The sequence below is a fragment of the Mangrovimonas aestuarii genome (assembly GCF_028767185.1).
Taxonomy (GTDB): domain Bacteria; phylum Bacteroidota; class Bacteroidia; order Flavobacteriales; family Flavobacteriaceae; genus Mangrovimonas_B; species Mangrovimonas_B aestuarii.
The window spans coordinates 98175-117032 of the sequence record NZ_JARACK010000008.1 but is presented as its reverse complement, the minus strand read 5'-3'; the positions used below and the strand labels follow the sequence as shown (position 1 = coordinate 117032).

Here is an 18858-nt window from a genome sequence, read left to right as displayed (position 1 = left end):
TTTTTAAAGGAACGTCATTTCCAAAAAAAAGCTATTTTTGAATTCCTCTGATTAAAAATATAATGATTAAGTCAGACCAAAACTATGCACGTTAAAAACAGTCCCTTGATTCGTGAAAAACATCATGTTTGTCGTCATGACATAGGTGACATCTACTTTTTTAAAGACTTTGCTATTGTAGAGTATAACGAGGGAATAATAATTTCTTTTGAAAATATTAAACCGTTATTAGAACTTTCCTACGACCATTTTGGCACACAAAAACCTTTTGCTACCATAGTGAATAAGGTTAATCCAATTTCTATTGTACCTACTGATGTCCCTTTAATTGAATATGAACAAAAGAATTTGATTGCCATAGCGGTAGTTAATTACAATAAGGCAGCAAATAACAGCTTTGCTTTGGAAAACCACTTTTTTTCAAGGAGAAGAAAAGAGTTTTACAATCTATTGGATGCTCGAAAATGGGTTAAAAACCAACTAAATTTGGTCAAAAACTAAACAAAAGTTAATTGAGGTAAATCCCGTCCTCTTTTATAGAGATGAGATGCTGTTTATAAAGATTCCCAATAGCTTTTTTAAAGCTCTTTTTGCTCATCTCTAGCAATTCTTTTATTTCTTCAGGATCAGATTTATCGTTTAGGTTAAGATAACCACTATTATCTTCCAGATGTTTTAGAATAAGTTCGGCGTTAGGCTCAATACTTTTATATCCTATTTGATTTAAAGTAATATCAAGCTTGTTGTCATCACGTACTTTCTTAACAACTCCCTTTAATCTATCTCCAACACTAATTTCTTTGAAGATTTCATCCTTATAAACCAAACCTTGATGTTTATTATTTACTATAACGTTCATCCCTTTTTCTGAAGGGTGTGAAATAATAACATCTACCTCATCAAACTTATTAACCGTAAGCTCCTGGTTGCTTAAAAAGCGATTAGTTTTACTAGAAGCCGCCAAACGATTGGTCTTTTCATCAAGGTAACAGTATACCAAATACCATCCACCCGTTTTCATTTTAAAGGCCTGCTCCTTAAATGGACAGAAAAGTTGCTTAACCAACCCCCAATCTAAAAAGGCACCATATTTTGTAACCTCATTACATCGTAACAAGGCAAAATTCCCCTTGGTAATATAAGGTCTATCGGTAGTAGATACAATACGTTCTTCATTATCTAAATAGACAAATACCTCAATCGAGTCGCCTATTTCAAATTCTTCAGGAACATAGCGGTTTGGCAAAAGTACTTCATTACCTTCATCATCGCCTAAAAACAATCCGGGATCAGTATCCCGTAATATTTCCAATGTATTGTATTCTCCTATATTAATCATGCGGTAAAGGTAGTCATATTCCACATATAATAAATAAAAAAGCACCGCTTTAAACAGTGCTTTAATGATATCGTCAATTAGGGTTAATAAACAGATTCTTTATTAAGATGTTTAGTGAGCAAATAATAAACTACTGCTCGATATTTATTTCTATTTGAGCGTCCGTACAACTCCATAACCGAATCGATTGCCTTGTCCAACTCAGGTCCATCTGCCAAGCCTAGTTTTTTAATTAAAAAGTTGTTTTTGACCGTTTGCAATTCTGATTCATCTGAACTCGAAACTATAGCAGAATCATCATTGTATATTGAAGGGCCACATCCGATAGTTACCTTTGTCAATAAATCCATGTCTGGGTTTACCCCACATTTTTCTTTTAGGTCTGTAGCATATCTTTCGATAAGCTCATCACGTTTGCTCATAATATTTTAGGTTAACGATTAAGCATCCAAGATAATGGATTTATACCTAAAAGAAAATCACTCAATTTATTTTAACACTAAACCTACTTGATAAACTTAAAATAATCCAGAAGAACCTCATCATTAATCTTTCTTGGGGTAAATACCTCCAATAACCGTGGTGAAGTACTTTCTGAATAAAAATTAATTAATTCATTCTTGAGTTCATCTTCATTTTTGGCAGTTGAATAATCAAACCCATACATACTACACAAATACTCAGCAGTTAAATTGTGGATAGTTTCGAAATAGCCATCGAAATTATCGGTGTTTTTATGACCAGGAAGAATTCGAAAAATCCCACCGCCTTGATTATTTATCACAATAATCCTGAAGTCCTTTGGTATATAATTATTCCAAAGCGCATTACTATCGTATAAAAAGCTTAAATCTCCACTAATAAAAACGGTTTGCTCATTACCTACTACAGCACAACCAACGGCAGTTGAAGTAGATCCATCAATACCACTGGTTCCACGATTACAAAACACTTTTAGCGTAGGATTCAAATCGAACAACTGAGCATAACGAATTGTAGAGCTATTACCTAATTGAAGTAGACTATTGCCCGGAATTGATTCCAACAAAACATTAAAAGCCTTAAAGTCGCTAAATGGAATTTGCTCCATATACAATTTATGCTTCTCGGCACGGCTTTCCTTTACACTTTGCCAATTAGCTCTATAGTCAGAATCTTTAACTTCTATTTGAGGCAAAACATTTGAAAAGAAAACATTTGGGCTCACTTCTAAATGTCTATTCAAACAAAAGAAGGTATCGTTTGCACGTTGCTCCCCAATATGCCAATGTTGCTGGGGCTTATATTTTCTCAAAAAGGCTTTTATCTTTTTAGAAACAATGAGCCCCCCCATGGTAATCAATAAATCAGGTTGCAAATTTTCAAAACCAGATTCATCCAAAGGAGTTATAATCTTATCAATACTTGAAAAGGACTTAGGATGATTAATGTTAGATGTCTTTTCAGTAAAAACGACGACACTATCATCTTGCGCTATCATTTCCAGCCATTTTCCATCTATACTATTAGGGCTATTTACTCCTACCAGTATCATTTTCCTTTTAGCCTTATTCCAGTCTAAAACACAACTTTCAACTGTGATTTCGTCAATATCCAAAGGTGAGCTTTTGGCTGGTATCACCTCAGGCTCTACTATCAAATCCTCAACGCGTTCATACAACGGCTCATCAAAAGGAATATTGATATGAACAGGACCTAAATTTTCTACAGCTGTGTTAATAGCCTTGTTTATTTCCTGCTCGTTATATTTCTGAATACTTGTTTGCAATTCCAATACCTTTTGTTGTGTGTTGTCAATACTCGCCATTATTGGAACATTGGTTTGCATTAAAGCATCCTTCTTTCTTATATCCTGTTTAAGATTTGCAGAATATAGAATATGATTAGCATATACATCTTTTTGATTAATGGTTTGCCCATCACCTATCCCAACCAAATACTCAGGTCTGTCTGCTGATAAAACTACTAATGGAATATTACTATAATACGCTTCTGAAATTGCTGGATAATAATTTAACAAAGCACTGCCTGAAGTACACACAACCGCAACCGGTTCTTGCAACTGCTGAGCAATACCCAACGCAAAAAAGGCAGCACAACGTTCATCAACGATGCTGTAGCACTTAAATGCCTCGTTAGTAGTAAATCCTATTGTAAGAGGTGCATTTCTGCTTCCTGGGGAAATAACGATATGACGGATTCCTTTTAACTTACATAATTGCACAACCGTTTGTGCCAGGGGAATATTTGGGTATTTCATGAATTTTAATCTCGTATAAAAATATAAAAAGCCATTGGAAGTTATTCACTAAAGCACTTTTTTCATAATCTTAGCTTTATGTTGTGTTTCTTCCCATTCTTTTTCGGGATCGGAATCTACAGTAATACCACCTCCAATATACAAATAAGCTTTATCGTCAATCAACTGCATACAGCGAAGGTTTACGTACAAATCACTAGTAAGTTGAACTCTTCCATATGCGTTGTTTTCAACGTTGCGCCTATTGGTGTTTCTTGTAATTTTCTGTTTTAAGTTTAGCTCCCCCAAAAATCCGGTATAGAACTCCCTATTATAATTCTCTGTTTCTAATATGAATTCTTTTGCCACTTTTTTAGGCAATCCACAAACAGCGGGTGTTGGGTGTAACTGCTTCAAAATATCTTTTAAACCTCCACTACCATTTTTTAATGTTGCTGAAATCTGCGTTCTCAAATGTAATAGATTGCCGGCTTGAACAGTTTGTACAGGACTTATGGCTACTTTATCTGAAACTGAAGTCAACGATTCAGCAATAAAATCGGTAACGAATTGCTGTTCCTGCTTCTCTTTCTCTCCCCATTCAACCTCCGTTGTTTCCTTATATGCTTGCGTACCCGCCAAAGCCATTGTTATTAATCTGCTTCCCTTAACTTCTACTAGAGTTTCTGGTGTAGCCCCTAGCCAAAGTCCTACGTTAGGATGAAACCACAAATAAACAAATGCATTGGGGTATGTAAACAACAACCTTTTAAATAACTCCAAGGGTGCTTCGTCACAACTCACGTCTTCCTTTCTAGAAAGCACAACTTTTTCAAAGCTTCCTGATGAAATTGCTTTTATCGCTTTTTCAACGAGTCTTATATGCTGATTTCTAGCTTCATCTGATTCCGAAATTGAAGCCTCGTGTTCAAGAAACTCAGGATTCTCAATGTTAACCAAATCTGATGTAAATTCTTCAGAATCATCCATTGGAATAAGTACGGCCTTATCCTTATCATCGAACGGAGCAAACACAAATCCGCTTTCGGTATAGTCCTTTACTATAACTAATTTTGATGTCTTTTGTAAAAAAGAATTCAGCTTATTTGCCTTTGGTTTTTTATACGCTACAAAAGGTAAACTCAAATTAAATTGATTCTGAAGCTTGTCAAATAATGTTTCAGAAGCCATTCTATTGTTTTTTGGGCAATGCTATAGTTGTTAGTTTACAAACTGAAACCAATACATCGTTGTCGTCAGTAATTTTAATATCCCAAAGTTGAGTTGTGCGTCCATTATGTAACGCTTTAGCTTTAGCATAGACAAACCCTTCTCTCACTCCTTTTAAATGATTTCCTGTAATCTCTATCCCTCTAACAAATACATCTTTTTGCTTGTTAAAAATAAGCGATGCAAAACTACCTACTGTTTCGGCCAAAGCGACAGTAGCTCCTCCATGTAATACTCCATCGGGTTGATGCACTCTCGAATTTACAGGCATTCTAGCCACAATAAAATCCTCTCCACAATCAATAACCTCAATATTTAAGGTTTCCATTAACGTATTTTTACAAGCCTCGTTAGCCATTGCAAGAATTTTTTCTTTATAATTTTGCATAGAATTACTGTATTTTTAACAATTGGGTAAAATTACAAAACCACAACCAAAAATGAATTCAACTGAAAAAGAAATATCATATACTACAACCAATACCTATGCAACTTTAAACAATCTTACCCCAGAAACAAAAACAGCCTGGTTTGTTTGTCATGGCATGGGCTACTTAAGTCGCTATTTTATAAAATACTTTGAAGAGCTCAATCCTAAAGAACATTATGTCATTGCCCCTCAAGCTCAAAGCAAGTATTACATACAACCAAAAATGAAACATGTAGGAGCTAGTTGGCTTACCAAGGAGAATACAGCAAAAGAAACCGAAAATGTAATGCGTTATTTCGATGCTGTTTTAGAAGCTGAGAATATTCCTAATAACGTAAATCTAATTGTATTGGGGTATTCACAAGGTGTATCGGTTGCTATGAGGTATATAACCAAACGAAAACTGAATTGTAACCATTTAGTCCTCTTATCTGGTGGTATTCCTAAAGAACTTACTCCAACCGATTTTGCATACATGAAAGACACCAAAATCACTATGATGTATGGTAACAATGACGAATACCTAAATAGTGAGCGCATTTCTTATGAAACTAACAGATTGCACGAACTGTTTGGAGATGATGTAACTATTATCCCTTTTGAAGGTAAACACGAAGTACGACCAGATCTTTTAAAACAAATAATATTATGAAGGCACCAACATTAGAAAACGATTTTGTAAAGCTCAGTCTACTGGATTTGAGCAATTACAAGCATTTAGTTCCCATTTCACAAGAACTCGATTTAATTCAATATTCGCCTTCTACTATCCATACCGAAAAAGCATTACATGACTATGTAGAAAAGGCCGTTAACGGTTATTACCAAAAAATGACCATTCCTTTTATTGTCTTGGATAAAAAGAAGAATACCTATGCAGGAAGTACTCGTTTTGGATTAATAGACTGGAAAAACAAAGTATTGCATATTGGCTGGACTTGGATTGGTCGAGAATTTCAGGGCACCGGATTAAATAAACACATGAAATATTTAATGTTGGAATACGCTTTTGAAACATTGGATTTTGAAAAGGTTGAATTTCGTATTGATGAACGCAATTCCAGATCCAGAGCCGCTACCGAAAATATTGGAGCAACATTGGAAGGTATACTGAGAAAAGATGTTGTTCTTAATGAAGGTTATAGGCGAAACACTTGTTGCTATGGTATATTAAAAGAAGAATGGTCAGGTATAAAATCTACTTTTTTCAATTAAACAGAAAAGAAAAAGCAGCCAGATATACTGACTGCTCTTATATTAGAACAAAAAATCTTACATTAATGAAATATTTGTTTTATTTCTGTACCGTATTTTGTAGTGTACTTAACAAAAAGGATTTGATTTTGATACTTGGAAGTATTAAACTGTAGTTCATTAATATCACCTTTTTGATAGCCTTTTATTGTCTTCGCGAATAATTGAATACCTTTAACATTGTACACCTGAATATCAATATCGGTATTATATTGGTGTTTAGAACGAATAGTGACATTATCATCAAAAGGGTAAGAGAATATTTTGATATCGCCATCTAAAAGATTTTTTAACTTGTCTTGGCCTGAGTTATAAATCCCTGTAACCTCACACGATACTTCTTCACAAACTTCCACTTCTGAATGGGCGATAAAATAAAAACTATCACAGCCATCTAAAATTTCGCTCAATTCAGCTGCGGGTATCGTTAAAGTAGTAAAAGTTGGAGAATCGGGAGATTCGCTATAAGGATATTGACCAGGAGCAACTGTATACATAATCTTATTACCTGCTACTTTACTAGGAAGAGGGTCACAGCCAACATAAACATGAACAGTACCGAGTTCACTTGCACTAGAATTCAGGCTAAACTCAACATCCATATTTCCATCTCCGTCAATTTTTATCCAGACAGTTCCAGCATTAAAACCATTATTTTCTATATCGCAATGAGCAACACCCGCCAATAAGTCTAGATAATTTTCAAAATTAACAGTATATGGATAAGGGCCATTGGTCCATCCCCAACGATTGCTGTTAAGTAAATCATCATAAGGACTATCTAAAAAACATGCAGAAAGGCTACAGCGCGCAAAGGCTGTTTCGTTTGAACAATCCATTTCATAATCTTGACTAAACACATTTGAACTGAATAAGAAAAAAAGTATAACCATAGATAATGTGGATACACCTTTAAATGAATACTTCTTGAATTGTAAATTACAACAGGTATTTTCCAAATATCCCATTGTTTTAGTAAAGTTTTGTAACATAACAGTTAGATTTAATTAAAACACTCAGTGTCCATAAACAAGTCTGTATGTATTACAATAGAAATTGGCGCAAGACAATAATTGAGCTATTAATCAATGTCTTGAGGCCTAAACCTCGTATATCAAATTTGCTATTAATTGGGGTGTATAGGATATCTTTAAAGATACAAAAAAAACCTAACCAACTATTATTCAGCCGTATAAAAAAACAGTAACTCATATCGATAATTAATTGCGCTTTTTGAAATTATAAATACTTCAAATCAATAATAAGTTCTAATATCTTCTTAAAAGAAACGATTCAATTCATAATTTACTGACAATCTTATCATAAAACATTCTTAAACAGCTGTGATACAGCCCTCTAAATGAGTACCTTTAGGTGTGATTGTAAATGAAGTTTTAAGCAATTAACTAACTTATAACTACCCTATCATAACCTACTGTAACATACTATAACTTTCCCAAAGAGTTACAAGTAGTAAAATTGCCATCACTTTCATAGCCATTTTATAATCGCATTAACCTTTTTGTTTAATCCTAAATTAAGAAACACTATGAAAACGCTATTAATTGGTATTTTTTTAATAGGCTCTTATAGCCTAGTTCATGCACAAGACGATCCCGTAGGGACAGTTGCTTTAGAGGATGTTGTTATCTCCTCCGATAACATTGCTGTTAATTCAGTAAACCTGGATTATATCCATAAGGCTGTAGATGATGATACTCCTACTCGAGTAAGAGACCTTGAAGGTCATGCTGCAAGATTTGACATTACTGAAGCAGACGAATACGATTCAAAATTTGACGCTTATGAGGTTATTTTTAAAGAAGATAACGGAGGTGAAGGAAGAGTTGTTGCAACCTACGACAGTGAAGGAAAAATTCTTAAATCCTATGAAAGGTTCACAAATTTAATGTTACCTAGAGCGATACTAAGTAAAGTGACAAGAGAATACCCTGGTTGGGTAATCTATAAAGACACTTATCTTGTATCTTACTATCACGGGGAAGACATTGACAAAGTGTATAAAATACAAATTAAAAAAGGAGATGAACGTAAAAACCTAAAAATAGGTATTGACGATAACGGGAAGTTAAAATAAAATTTCCTTAAACAACCTTATGTTTATCTTTTAGTAACTGGTTTATTCCTATATCATATAATTACAGCGGCTTAATCAACCGCTTAAATAAACAGTTTAATCACATCCGAAGTTTTATGTTATTTCCTTCGTCGTAAATTTTATATGCAAAAATCATCAATAAAAACAATAATTCATCATTCAAAAAACAACAGTTATGAAAACGCTATTAATTGGTTTAGTACTACTAGGTCTTACCAGCCTAACAAAAACACAGGCTCAGTCTAATGAACAAATTGGAGCCGTTGCTCTAGAGGATGTTGTAATCTCAGCTGACAACATTGAAGTTTTACCAGTAAACCTCAGCTACATTCATTCAGTAGTTGATGAAGACACTCCAACAAGAGTGAGAGATTTAGAAGGTCATGCTGCACGTTTCGATATCAAAGAAACTGAAGAGTTTGATTCTAGGTATGAAGCTTATGAAGTAATATTCAAGGAACGTAATGGTGGTACAGGAAGAATTGTAGCCACTTACGATAGTGATGGTAAAATTCTAAGGTCCTATGAAAAATTCACAGATTTATTACTTCCTCCTACGGTTAGAAATGCTGTCTTTAAAGCTCACCCTGGATGGACATTACAAAAAGACGCTTACTTAGTATCTTACTTCCACAATAGAGATGTGAAAAAAGTTTACAAAGTACAAATTACTAAGGGTGACGAAAAGAAAAATCTAAAATTGGATATTGACGGGAACATGATGTAACCAACCACTCACCCATTTCATTCTAACCACAAACAAAAAAGCGCAGTCCAATCAACTGCGCTTTTATTATTTTAGGAAATGAATTGCTTCACCTTTTCTAAATCGCTAACATCAGTAGCCTAACTACTTTAATCGGTATCTGTACCTATTGCCTCGGCCTGTTGTTGCTTTCTGTTTGTTTTGCTTTAGCTTCCCTTCTCCATCATTTGTACTTCCTCATATGTCATTCCTGATGACAATTGAACATGAATGTTTTAAGATTTTCCATTAACTTTATAAGCAGTAGTTAGATTGATATCGAAAATTATTTCAAATGAATGAACTCCTATTGGTTCTTAAGGAATTTCACTCAAGTAAAAACGACCAATAGAGTTTTGCGTTTTAATAAACTCCTAACATAAATATATTAAACGAAACTCAGCTGACTTTTAATTTAATGATTTTTTGATCTGCTTACTATCTAAAATATCCCTTCCTCATCGTAAAATACCCTACGTAGAAACACCTGATTTTAAAACCCGAACTTACACTCTTACAAAATCAACCTATGTCAAGTACCTTTGAAATGTACTTTCTGTTAAACCTTAAAAATCTATTAGTTATGAAAGCACTTTTAATTGGTTTAATATTTTTAGGTCTTGCCAGCCTAACTCACGCACAAACAAACGGTAAAATTGGAGCCGTTGCATTAGAGGATGTTGTGATTTCCACCAACAATATTGAAGTGAACCCACTTAATCTTAGCTACATTAACAAGGTTGTTGATGCAAACACTCCTACTAGAGTAAGAGATCTTGAAGGTCATGCCGCTAGATTTGACATTACTGAAGCTCCAGAATTTGATTCTGGGTTAGAGGCCTATGAAGTTGTTTTCAAGGAAAAAAACGGTGGAAAAGGAAGAATCGTTGCTACTTTTGATAGTGATGGAAAAATCTTAAGATCGTATGAAAATTTCACAGATCTTGCTTTGCCTGCTGAAGTAAGAAACGCAGTGTTCGAGAAATTTCCAGGATGGAAATTGCATAAAGACTCCTATTTAGTATCCTACTACCACGATAAGGATGTAAAAAAAGTTTACAAGGTTCAGGTTAGAAAAGATAGTGAACGTAAAAACCTTAAAATCGACATTAACGGTAATATGATAAGGTAACCAATTTAAACACTACCTTCAAACAAAAAAAAAGCGCGGCCTCATCAGCCGCGCTTTTATTATTTTAGGAAATGAATTACTTCACCTCTTCAAAATCTACATCTTCTACGTCGCTACCTTCATTAGCCTGACCACTTTGTCCGGCATCTGCATCTGGTGCTCCGTCTTGTTGTTGTCCTTCTGCTTGTGCCTTGTACATTTCTTCACTAGCAGCTTTCCAAGCTTCGTTGATTTTCTCTAAAGCCGGATCGATAACAGCGATATCCTTAGTTTCGTATGCCTTCTTAAGCTCTTCCAATGCATCTTCGATTGGTTTTTTCTTATCATCAGATAATTTATCGCCAAACTCCTTAAGTTGTTTTTCTGTTTGGAAGATCATTCCATCCGCTTCGTTAAGCTTATCAGCTTTTTCCTTAGCTTGCTTATCGGCTTCAGCATTTGCTTCAGCTTCCTGCTTCATCTTTTGGATTTCCTCTTCTGTCAATCCTGAAGAAGCCTCAATACGGATGTTTTGAGATTTACCAGTAGCTTTATCAGCAGCAGTTACATGAATAATACCGTTAGCATCAATATCGAAAGTTACTTCAATTTGAGGAACACCTCTTGGTGCTGGTGGAATATCACTTAAGTGGAAACGACCAATAGTTTTGTTATCGGCAGCCATAGGACGTTCTCCCTGTAACACATGAATCTCAACTGAAGGCTGATTGTCTGCAGCTGTTGAGAATACTTGTGATTTTTTAGTAGGGATTGTCGTGTTAGCTTCAATAAGCTTAGTCATTACGTTACCCATAGTTTCGATACCTAGAGAAAGAGGCGTTACATCTAATAGTAATACATCCTTAACATCTCCAGTTAATACACCACCTTGAATACCTGCTCCAATTGCTACAACCTCATCTGGGTTTACACCTTTGCTAGGTGCCTTACCGAAGAAGCTTTCTACTGCAGATTGTACTGCAGGGATACGTGTAGAACCTCCAACAAGGATCACTTCGTCGATGTCTGAAGTTGACAATCCAGCAGCTTTAAGCGCTGTACGACATGGCTCGATAGTTCGTTTTACCAAATCGTCGATTAATTGTTCAAACTTAGAACGTGTTAACGTACGTACCAAGTGTTTTGGTCCACTGGCAGTAGCTGTGATATATGGTAAGTTGATTTCAGTTTGTGCTGAAGATGACAACTCAATTTTAGCTTTCTCTGCAGCTTCCTTTAAACGTTGAAGAGCCATAGCATCTTTACGAAGATCCATGTCTTCTTCAGTTTTAAACTCTTCTGCTAACCAATTGATGATTTTCTCATCTACATCGTCACCTCCTAAGTGAGTATCTCCATCTGTAGACAATACTTCAAATACACCATCACCTAATTCAAGGATAGAAACGTCGTGAGTACCTCCACCAAAATCAAATACTACGATTTTTTGATCTGTTCCTTTTTTATCCAATCCGTAAGCCAAAGCAGCAGCTGTAGGCTCGTTGATAATACGACGTACTTTTAATCCAGCAATCTCACCAGCTTCTTTCGTAGCTTGACGTTGAGAGTCGTTAAAGTAAGCAGGTACAGTAATTACTGCTTCGCTTACATCCTGACCTAAATAATCTTCAGCTGTTTTCTTCATTTTTTGAAGAATCATAGCCGATAGTTCTTGAGGAGTATACAAACGACCATCAATATCTACTCTAGGCGTATCGTTATCTCCTTTTACTACTTGATAAGGTACACGGTCTGCTTCTCTTTGAGATTCAGAATATTTGTTACCCATAAAACGCTTAATAGAATAAACCGTTTTCATTGGGTTAGTTACAGCTTGACGCTTAGCAGGATCACCTACTTTAATTTCACCACCTTCAACAAAAGCGATAACAGATGGCGTGGTACGCTTACCTTCTGCGTTAGGGATTACAACAGGTTCGTTACCTTCCATTACAGAAACGCAAGAGTTAGTTGTACCTAAATCGATTCCAATAATTTTACTCATAATCTTATAGACTTTATTTTTTATTTACAGTGTCGAATAATTCGTTTTAAATTCGGTAGGTATTAGTCAATGACTATGCCATGACAAAAAAACTGACAAGCTGACAGAAACTTATTTTTACTTCCAGGTTAATTCATTGTTACGTCCATAACATTACGACAACCTTTTAATAAAGAACAAACTAAATTCCTTAATGGTTGATTGATTTCAAAATAGTTATCTAAATCTATTTTCGCTTCAATTAAACATCAACCAAATTATTATGAAAAAATTATTACTACTGCCTGTATTGTTAATCGTGCAGTTTATTCATGCTCAACTTAATATTGGCGACATGGCTTTTATAGCTATGAACGCCGATGCTGACGATGATTTCGCAATGGTGACATTTGTCGATATTCCAGCAAACACAACCGTTTACTTTACAGATTCTGAATGGGATGGCTCCCAATTTGGAACAGACGAAAATAATTTCTCTTGGCAGTCGGGAGCAGCACTCATTCCTGCCGGTACAGTAATTACATTTAGCACTATCAGTGCCACGGCATCAGTATCCCATGGAAACATTGTAGGGGTTCCAGGAGGAATTTCAGGGAGTTCTGAAGCTATTTTTGCATTTTCAGGAACTGCTCCCCTAACTCCTACTACCTTTATTGCCGCCATTGCCAATGCATCCTCAGCTTATGGCACATTGGAGAATACTGGATTAATAGATGGTACAACTGCCATTACTTACCCTGACGGAACTGATATCGGAGCTTATAACGGACCAAGGACAGGATTGGACGCTAATGGTTATTTACTTGCTCTTAACAATTTATCAAACTATGATTTTCAAGATGGTAGTGGTGACCAAAACGATGACAGTATTGCTCCAGACGTACCGTTTAATGCAACATCTTTTACCATCTCTAATGAAGACACTACTGCGCCTACCGTTGCAACTACCAATGTAACATCGTCTACAACTATTGAAGTCGTATTCAGTGAAGAAGTGACACAAACTTCCGCAGAAAATATTTCTAATTACAGTTTTTCACCTGTAATGACCATTTCATCCATTACCTATGATAATTCCAGCAATACGACGACTATAACCCACAGTGGATTGACAACAGGAACTGCCTACACTCTTTCAGTAAGCAATATCGAAGACTTAGAAAACAACCTTCAAGAAAACTCTTTTACTAGTAATGATTTGTTTTATAACAATACATCTATTGGATTAATAATCACTGAAATCATGTATAACGCACCTTCGGATGACTCAGATGCTTTAGAATTTTTGGAAATCTACAACAATAGTAGCAATACGCTTTCCTTAGGAGGTATTCAAATTATGGATGAAGGGAACTTTGTATTTACTTTTCCCGAAATGACAATAGCTTCTGAAGGAATTGTTCTTTTGGCTACAGATAAAACCACAGCAGATATTTTCTACGGTGAAACGTTTTTAGATATGCCTCAAGGAATTTCCAATGCTTTAGGTAATGGAGGTGAAACTCTTCAAATAATAAACACAGAGAATACTGTGATCTTTACTATGGAATATAGTGATGATGCCCCATGGCCAACAGATGCCGATGGAGATGGTCCTTCACTCGAACTGTTAAACCCTTCAAATAACTTTAATGAAGGTACCAATTGGACATCTGCAACAAACCTTGCAGGGCAGTCCTTGGGTGAAAATGTTTTTGCTTCTCCTGGTGTATACAGCCCTGTAACCAACGTTTTGCCACAAATCACATTTGGTAGCTCAACTTACAACGTTAACGAAGGAAGTAATACTGTAAGCATTCCTGTAGAAATATCATCGGCTTATAGTAGTGATATTACAGTAGATGTAGTTTTGGTAAACGACCTTATAACTGCCGACCAAACAACCGATTTTACATTTATACCTCAAACACTTACTATTTCTGCTAATACAACGAGTATAAACCTGAACATTCTCATTTCTGATGATACAGATGTCGAATCTGATGAAATGTTCCTTCTTGAGCTTGCAAATCCAGTAAATGCTTCTTTAGGAGCATATGAAAAAACTGGTGTATATATTACAGATAACGATTTTATATTAAGCTACCCTACTTCAGGTTTAGAAATCAATTACCTTACAAATTATCAAGTTACACCAACTGGATCTGCTGAAATTTCAGCTTTCGACCCTATATCTAAACGATTGTTTGTGTTAAACTCTGTTGGAAAAACCGTTGAAATCCTAAACCTAACAGACCTAAACAATATTTCAACGATTACATCCATAGATTTATCGTCTTATGGAACCGAGGGTCCTACAAATATTGCTTATAATAATGGTTTGGTAGCCGCAACTGTTTCAAATGGTCCAACTGCAGATGGTCATGTTGTTTTTATGGATATTAACGGAACTAACATTTCGTCAGTAACCGTTGGAAACCTTCCTGACATGTTGACTTTCTCACCAGATGGAACTAAACTTATGGTGGCCAACGAAGGGCAACCAAATACCGATTACAGTATAGATCCTGAAGGAAGCTTATCGTTAATTGATGTTACTTCCGGATTAGGGAATATTATTCAAACCGATGTTACTTCCATAAACTTTAACGCTTTCAACAGCCAATTAGCGAGTTTGCAAAGTGTCAATGTACGTATATTTGGACCTGGATCAACAGTTTCTCAAGACTTAGAGCCAGAGTACATTACTTTTTCCAGTGACTCCCAAACAGCTTGGGTGACACTTCAGGAAAATAACGCTATAGCTAAAGTTGATTTAACAAATAATACTGTTACAGATATTCTTCCTCTTGGATTAAAAGACCACAGTTTAGAGAATAATACTCTGGATACGTGTGACGATACCGATTTTATTTTTATGGCAAACTGGCCAGTTAAGGGAATGTATATGCCAGATGCTATTGCCTACTACAGCGTAAACGGTGTAGATTATGTTGTTACAGCAAATGAAGGTGATGCTCGTGAATATGATGCTTTAGAAGAAGAAATTAGAGTAAGCGATAGCGATTATGTCCTCGACCCAACAGTCTTTCCTAACGCTGAAGCATTAAAAATGGAAACCAACCTTGGTCGGTTAACCGTTACCAATGCTACTGGAGACATTGACAATGATGGCGATTTCGATGAAATCCATGTTTTAGGATCACGTTCATTCAGTATTTGGAATGCTACTACTGGGGCCCTTGTCTATGATAGTGGTGATGACTTTGAGCGCTACACCGCTGCAGACCCAACATTCGGTAATCTTTTTAATGCTAGTAACTCCAATAACAACTATAAGAATCGTAGCGACAATAAAGGGCCAGAACCAGAGGGAATTATAGTAGCTGAAATTAATGGAGAACATTATGCTTTTATTACTTTAGAACGCGTTGGCGGATTTATGACTTACAATGTCTCAAACCCAACAAATGCTTTATTCCAAAACTATGCTAATCATAGAGATTTAGGAGAAGACGAAGGAGGCGACTTAGGCCCGGAAGGCATTATTTACATTACTCCAGAAAACAGCCCTAACGGAGAAGGTTTGATTATACTTTCTAATGAAGTTAGTGCTACTGTAAGCATTTATACTGTTACCACTGAAAATTTGGGAACACCTAATGCTATAATGGACAATACTTCTTTTAAGGTTTATCCTAACCCAGTACAATCGAATGAAGTACTTTACCTAAGCGAAAAAGCCAATGTATCACTTTATGATTTGCAAGGTAGATTAGTATTGAAACAAGAAGAAGTTCATGCGTTACATCTACCGCAAATCAATGCCGGAACTTATATATTAAAAACAGATAAAGGAGCCTCTTTTAAAGTTGTGATAAAATAACTTTAGGCATCAAAAACCTTATAAAAAGCACCAATTGTATTGGTGCTTTTTTTGATTAAATAATCGTTATTTTATTGGTTTCTTTCATCGAAAGTTCGTTTATATTTGCAACACCCTAAAACGTTTTCGTAATATGGAATGTATTTCTGTTTTTGACATGCTTAGTATTGGTGTCGGACCATCAAGTTCGCACACTTTAGGACCTTGGCGCGCTGCTGAAAGATGGATTGAAGAGCTTAAGGACTCTGGTAAGTTTGACAAGATTGACAAAGTACATGTTGACCTTTACGGTTCTTTATCACTTACTGGAAAAGGTCATGCTACAGACTTAGCAGTTATGCTTGGATTAACGGGAGCTGATCCTGAAAGAGTACCTGTTGAGAACATCGACCAAATTATTGAAGACATTAAAACCAATGAACAATTACCTTTTAATGGTGAAAAAAACCTTCCTTTTGATTACAAGGAAAATATTGTTTTTAACAGGGAGTTTTTACCATTCCATGCCAATGCTCTAACTTTTACAGGATTTATTGGCCACAAAAAGACTAAAAGCACTTTTTACTCCATAGGTGGCGGATTTGTTGTAAAAGAGGAACGTAAAAACTCTAAAAAGAATAAAGAGATTCTTCAAAAGACCTTTCCCTATCCTATACAAAAAGGAACTGAGTTACTGGAGTTTTGTAATCAACTTAATCTTCCAATATCTCATGTTGTTCTCGAAAATGAAAAGTCGTTACGTGACATGACTACCATTGATCATGAACTAAAACGTATTTGGGACACCATGTTAGAATGTATGTATACAGGTTGTCATACAGAAGGCACTTTACCAGGGGGATTAAATGTAAGACGCCGTGCTTATGATATGCACCAAAAGCTCAAAGGTGACTTACAGTACAACAATCCTCATGAATGGTTGGAAGTTATTAGAAAGACAGAAGTAAAGTTTCGTCAGATTTTAAAATGGGTTAGCTGTTTCGCACTAGCAGTAAACGAAGTTAATGCCTCATTGGGGCGCGTTGTTACAGCGCCTACAAATGGAAGTGCTGGAGTTATTCCAGCAGTGTTAATGTACTATATGGTTATTGAAAACCACGAAGCTGATTTTGAGCATATTAAGAAGTTTTTGCTAGTTGCTGGTGAAATTGGAAGTATTTTCAAAAAAGGTGCTACTATTTCAGCTGCAATGGGTGGATGCCAGGCGGAAATAGGCGTTTCGTCAGCTATGGCTGCTGGAGCTTTAACCGAATTGATGGGAGGAACACCAGAGCAAGTACTTATGGCTGCTGAAATCGCAATGGAGCATCACTTAGGACTAACCTGTGACCCTATTGGCGGATTAGTTCAAGTACCATGTATTGAGCGTAACTCCATGGGGGCCATAAAAGCTATAAATGCTGCCGAACTGGCTTTGGATACCGACCCTAAAAACGTAAAAGTTCCATTGGACAAAGTAGTAAACACCATGTGGGAAACCGCCAAGGATATGAACTCGAAATACAAAGAAACCTCTGAAGGTGGTTTAGCTGTTGGGGTTCATTTATCTGATTGTTAGAATTATAATAAAGGAGATGTAGCTTAATACAAAAAAAAAAAGAAGCTACCTAAGCAGCTTTTTTATCTATATTAATTTACCTTTCATTTTATATCATTTGCCCGCCTGATACTTCTATTCGCTGAGCATTTATCCATTTGGCATCGTCCGTACACAAAAATGCAACAACACTACCAATATCACCTGGTAATCCTACACGCCCAAGAGCCGTATTGGAAGCAATAAAAGTATTCAACTGTTCATTATCACGAACGGCACCTCCTCCAAAATCTGTTTCAATGGCTCCCGGAGCAATCACATTGGCTCGTATTTTTCTATTTCCCAACTCTTTTGCTTGATATTTAGTTAAGGTTTCAATTGCACCCTTCATAACAGCATATGCCGAATATCCTTCAATAGCAAAGCGCGTTAAACCACTAGAAACATTAACAATTCCTCCACCGTCATTCATGATTTTTAAGGCTGCTTGCGTAAATAAATACACACCTCTTAAATGAATGTTATACATAATGTCTAATTGGTTTTCTGTTGTTTCTAAGAAATTACAATGTACTCCCGTTCCAGCATTATTTATTAAGTAATCTATATTATCTGTACCAAATTTATCCTTTATTTCTTTCTGAAGTTTTTCAAAAAACATTGGAAAGTTACCGGAATCACTTACATCCAATTGTAACGCTATTGCTTTTTGCCCTAAATCCTCAATTTGCTTTACCACTCTATTAGCCATATCATCATTACTATTATAGGTTATAACAATATCTAAACCCTTTTTTGCAATTGAAAGCGCCATGTCCTTTCCTAATCCACGGCTCCCTCCTGTTATCATTACTATTTTACTGTTACTCATAACTCTATGATTTTATCTGTTTATTCAACAATTGATTATATAATCCAAATAGTATTCTCGAATAATATTTCTAAATGGGCTGTACAAAACATTCATATCCCATTACACTATATAATAAATCAAATTTTACTAATCGAATATATCCCACCATT

Annotated in this window: 16 protein-coding genes; 8 read left to right on the top strand and 8 right to left on the bottom strand. The window is 35.7% G+C overall.

The genetic code is table 11. From position 1 onward, the window contains the following. The first annotated feature begins 84 nt into the window (after positions 1–84). Positions 85–501: a hypothetical protein gene (locus PWU04_RS11245; protein WP_274476205.1), complete on the top strand. Its 417-nt coding sequence runs from the start codon at positions 85–87 to the stop codon at positions 499–501. A gap of 7 nt (positions 502–508) precedes the next feature. Here PWU04_RS11245 and PWU04_RS11240 read toward each other — a convergent pair whose 3' ends face one another. The 5 genes from PWU04_RS11240 to PWU04_RS11220 form a co-directional block, all read right to left on the bottom strand. Continuing rightward, entirely contained in the window at positions 509–1339 is an 831-nt protein-coding gene (locus PWU04_RS11240; RefSeq protein WP_274476204.1) for a CvfB family protein, read from the bottom strand. 83 nt (positions 1340–1422) lie between these two features. Then, positions 1423–1761, bottom strand: a complete 339-nt coding sequence (locus PWU04_RS11235) for a DUF2853 family protein (protein WP_274476203.1) — start codon at positions 1759–1761, stop codon at positions 1423–1425. 83 nt (positions 1762–1844) lie between these two features. Beyond that, entirely contained in the window at positions 1845–3599 is a 1755-nt protein-coding gene (menD, locus tag PWU04_RS11230) for a 2-succinyl-5-enolpyruvyl-6-hydroxy-3-cyclohexene-1-carboxylate synthase (protein ID WP_274476202.1), read from the bottom strand. Between the two features lie 48 nt (positions 3600–3647). Continuing rightward, a complete protein-coding gene (locus tag PWU04_RS11225; RefSeq protein ID WP_274476201.1) occupies positions 3648–4769 on the bottom strand; it encodes a chorismate-binding protein in 1122 nt (373 codons plus the stop codon). Between the two features lies 1 nt (position 4770). Then, entirely contained in the window at positions 4771–5196 is a 426-nt protein-coding gene (locus PWU04_RS11220) for a PaaI family thioesterase (RefSeq protein WP_274476199.1), read from the bottom strand. 52 nt (positions 5197–5248) lie between these two features. Between PWU04_RS11220 and PWU04_RS11215 the strand changes: the two genes are divergently transcribed. Further along, complete coding sequence (locus PWU04_RS11215; protein WP_274476198.1) at positions 5249–5890, top strand: alpha/beta hydrolase; 642 nt, start codon at positions 5249–5251, stop codon at positions 5888–5890. Further along, entirely contained in the window at positions 5887–6453 is a 567-nt protein-coding gene (locus PWU04_RS11210) for a GNAT family N-acetyltransferase (protein WP_274476197.1), read from the top strand. Before PWU04_RS11215 ends, PWU04_RS11210 begins: the two co-directional genes overlap by 4 nt. Before the next feature lie 62 nt (positions 6454–6515). Here the strand turns inward: PWU04_RS11210 and PWU04_RS11205 are convergent, their stop codons facing one another. Then, positions 6516–7484, bottom strand: coding sequence for a T9SS type A sorting domain-containing protein (locus PWU04_RS11205; RefSeq protein ID WP_274476196.1), 969 nt, complete (start codon positions 7482–7484; stop codon positions 6516–6518). 557 nt (positions 7485–8041) lie between these two features. Here PWU04_RS11205 and PWU04_RS11200 point away from each other — a divergent pair. The 3 genes from PWU04_RS11200 (at position 8042) to PWU04_RS11190 (ending at position 10488) form a co-directional block, all read left to right on the top strand. Then, the gene (locus PWU04_RS11200) at positions 8042–8590 is read left to right on the top strand and encodes a hypothetical protein (protein ID WP_274476195.1); all 549 of its coding nucleotides are present in this window, start codon (positions 8042–8044) and stop codon (positions 8588–8590) included. A gap of 196 nt (positions 8591–8786) precedes the next feature. Then, a complete protein-coding gene (locus PWU04_RS11195; RefSeq protein ID WP_274476194.1) occupies positions 8787–9338 on the top strand; it encodes a hypothetical protein in 552 nt (183 codons plus the stop codon). A gap of 601 nt (positions 9339–9939) precedes the next feature. Continuing rightward, entirely contained in the window at positions 9940–10488 is a 549-nt protein-coding gene (locus PWU04_RS11190) for a hypothetical protein (protein WP_274476193.1), read from the top strand. Between the two features lie 76 nt (positions 10489–10564). On the opposite strand, the gene dnaK is transcribed toward PWU04_RS11190, so the two are convergent. Further along, on the bottom strand, positions 10565–12472 hold the full coding sequence (gene dnaK / locus PWU04_RS11185; protein WP_274476191.1) for a molecular chaperone DnaK: 1908 nt from the start codon (positions 12470–12472) through the stop codon (positions 10565–10567). A gap of 262 nt (positions 12473–12734) precedes the next feature. On the opposite strand from dnaK, the gene PWU04_RS11180 reads away from it, so the two are divergent. Together PWU04_RS11180 and PWU04_RS11175 are read left to right on the top strand one after the other, a co-directional pair. Continuing rightward, positions 12735–16298: a choice-of-anchor I family protein gene (locus PWU04_RS11180; RefSeq protein ID WP_274476190.1), complete on the top strand. Its 3564-nt coding sequence runs from the start codon at positions 12735–12737 to the stop codon at positions 16296–16298. A gap of 133 nt (positions 16299–16431) precedes the next feature. Further along, positions 16432–17856, top strand: a complete 1425-nt coding sequence (locus PWU04_RS11175) for an L-serine ammonia-lyase (protein ID WP_274476189.1) — start codon at positions 16432–16434, stop codon at positions 17854–17856. Between the two features lie 88 nt (positions 17857–17944). On the opposite strand, the gene PWU04_RS11170 is transcribed toward PWU04_RS11175, so the two are convergent. After that, positions 17945–18706 (bottom strand): SDR family NAD(P)-dependent oxidoreductase, encoded by a 762-nt coding sequence (locus PWU04_RS11170; protein WP_274476188.1) that lies wholly within the window; start codon positions 18704–18706, stop codon positions 17945–17947. Positions 18707–18858: the final 152 nt, after the last annotated feature.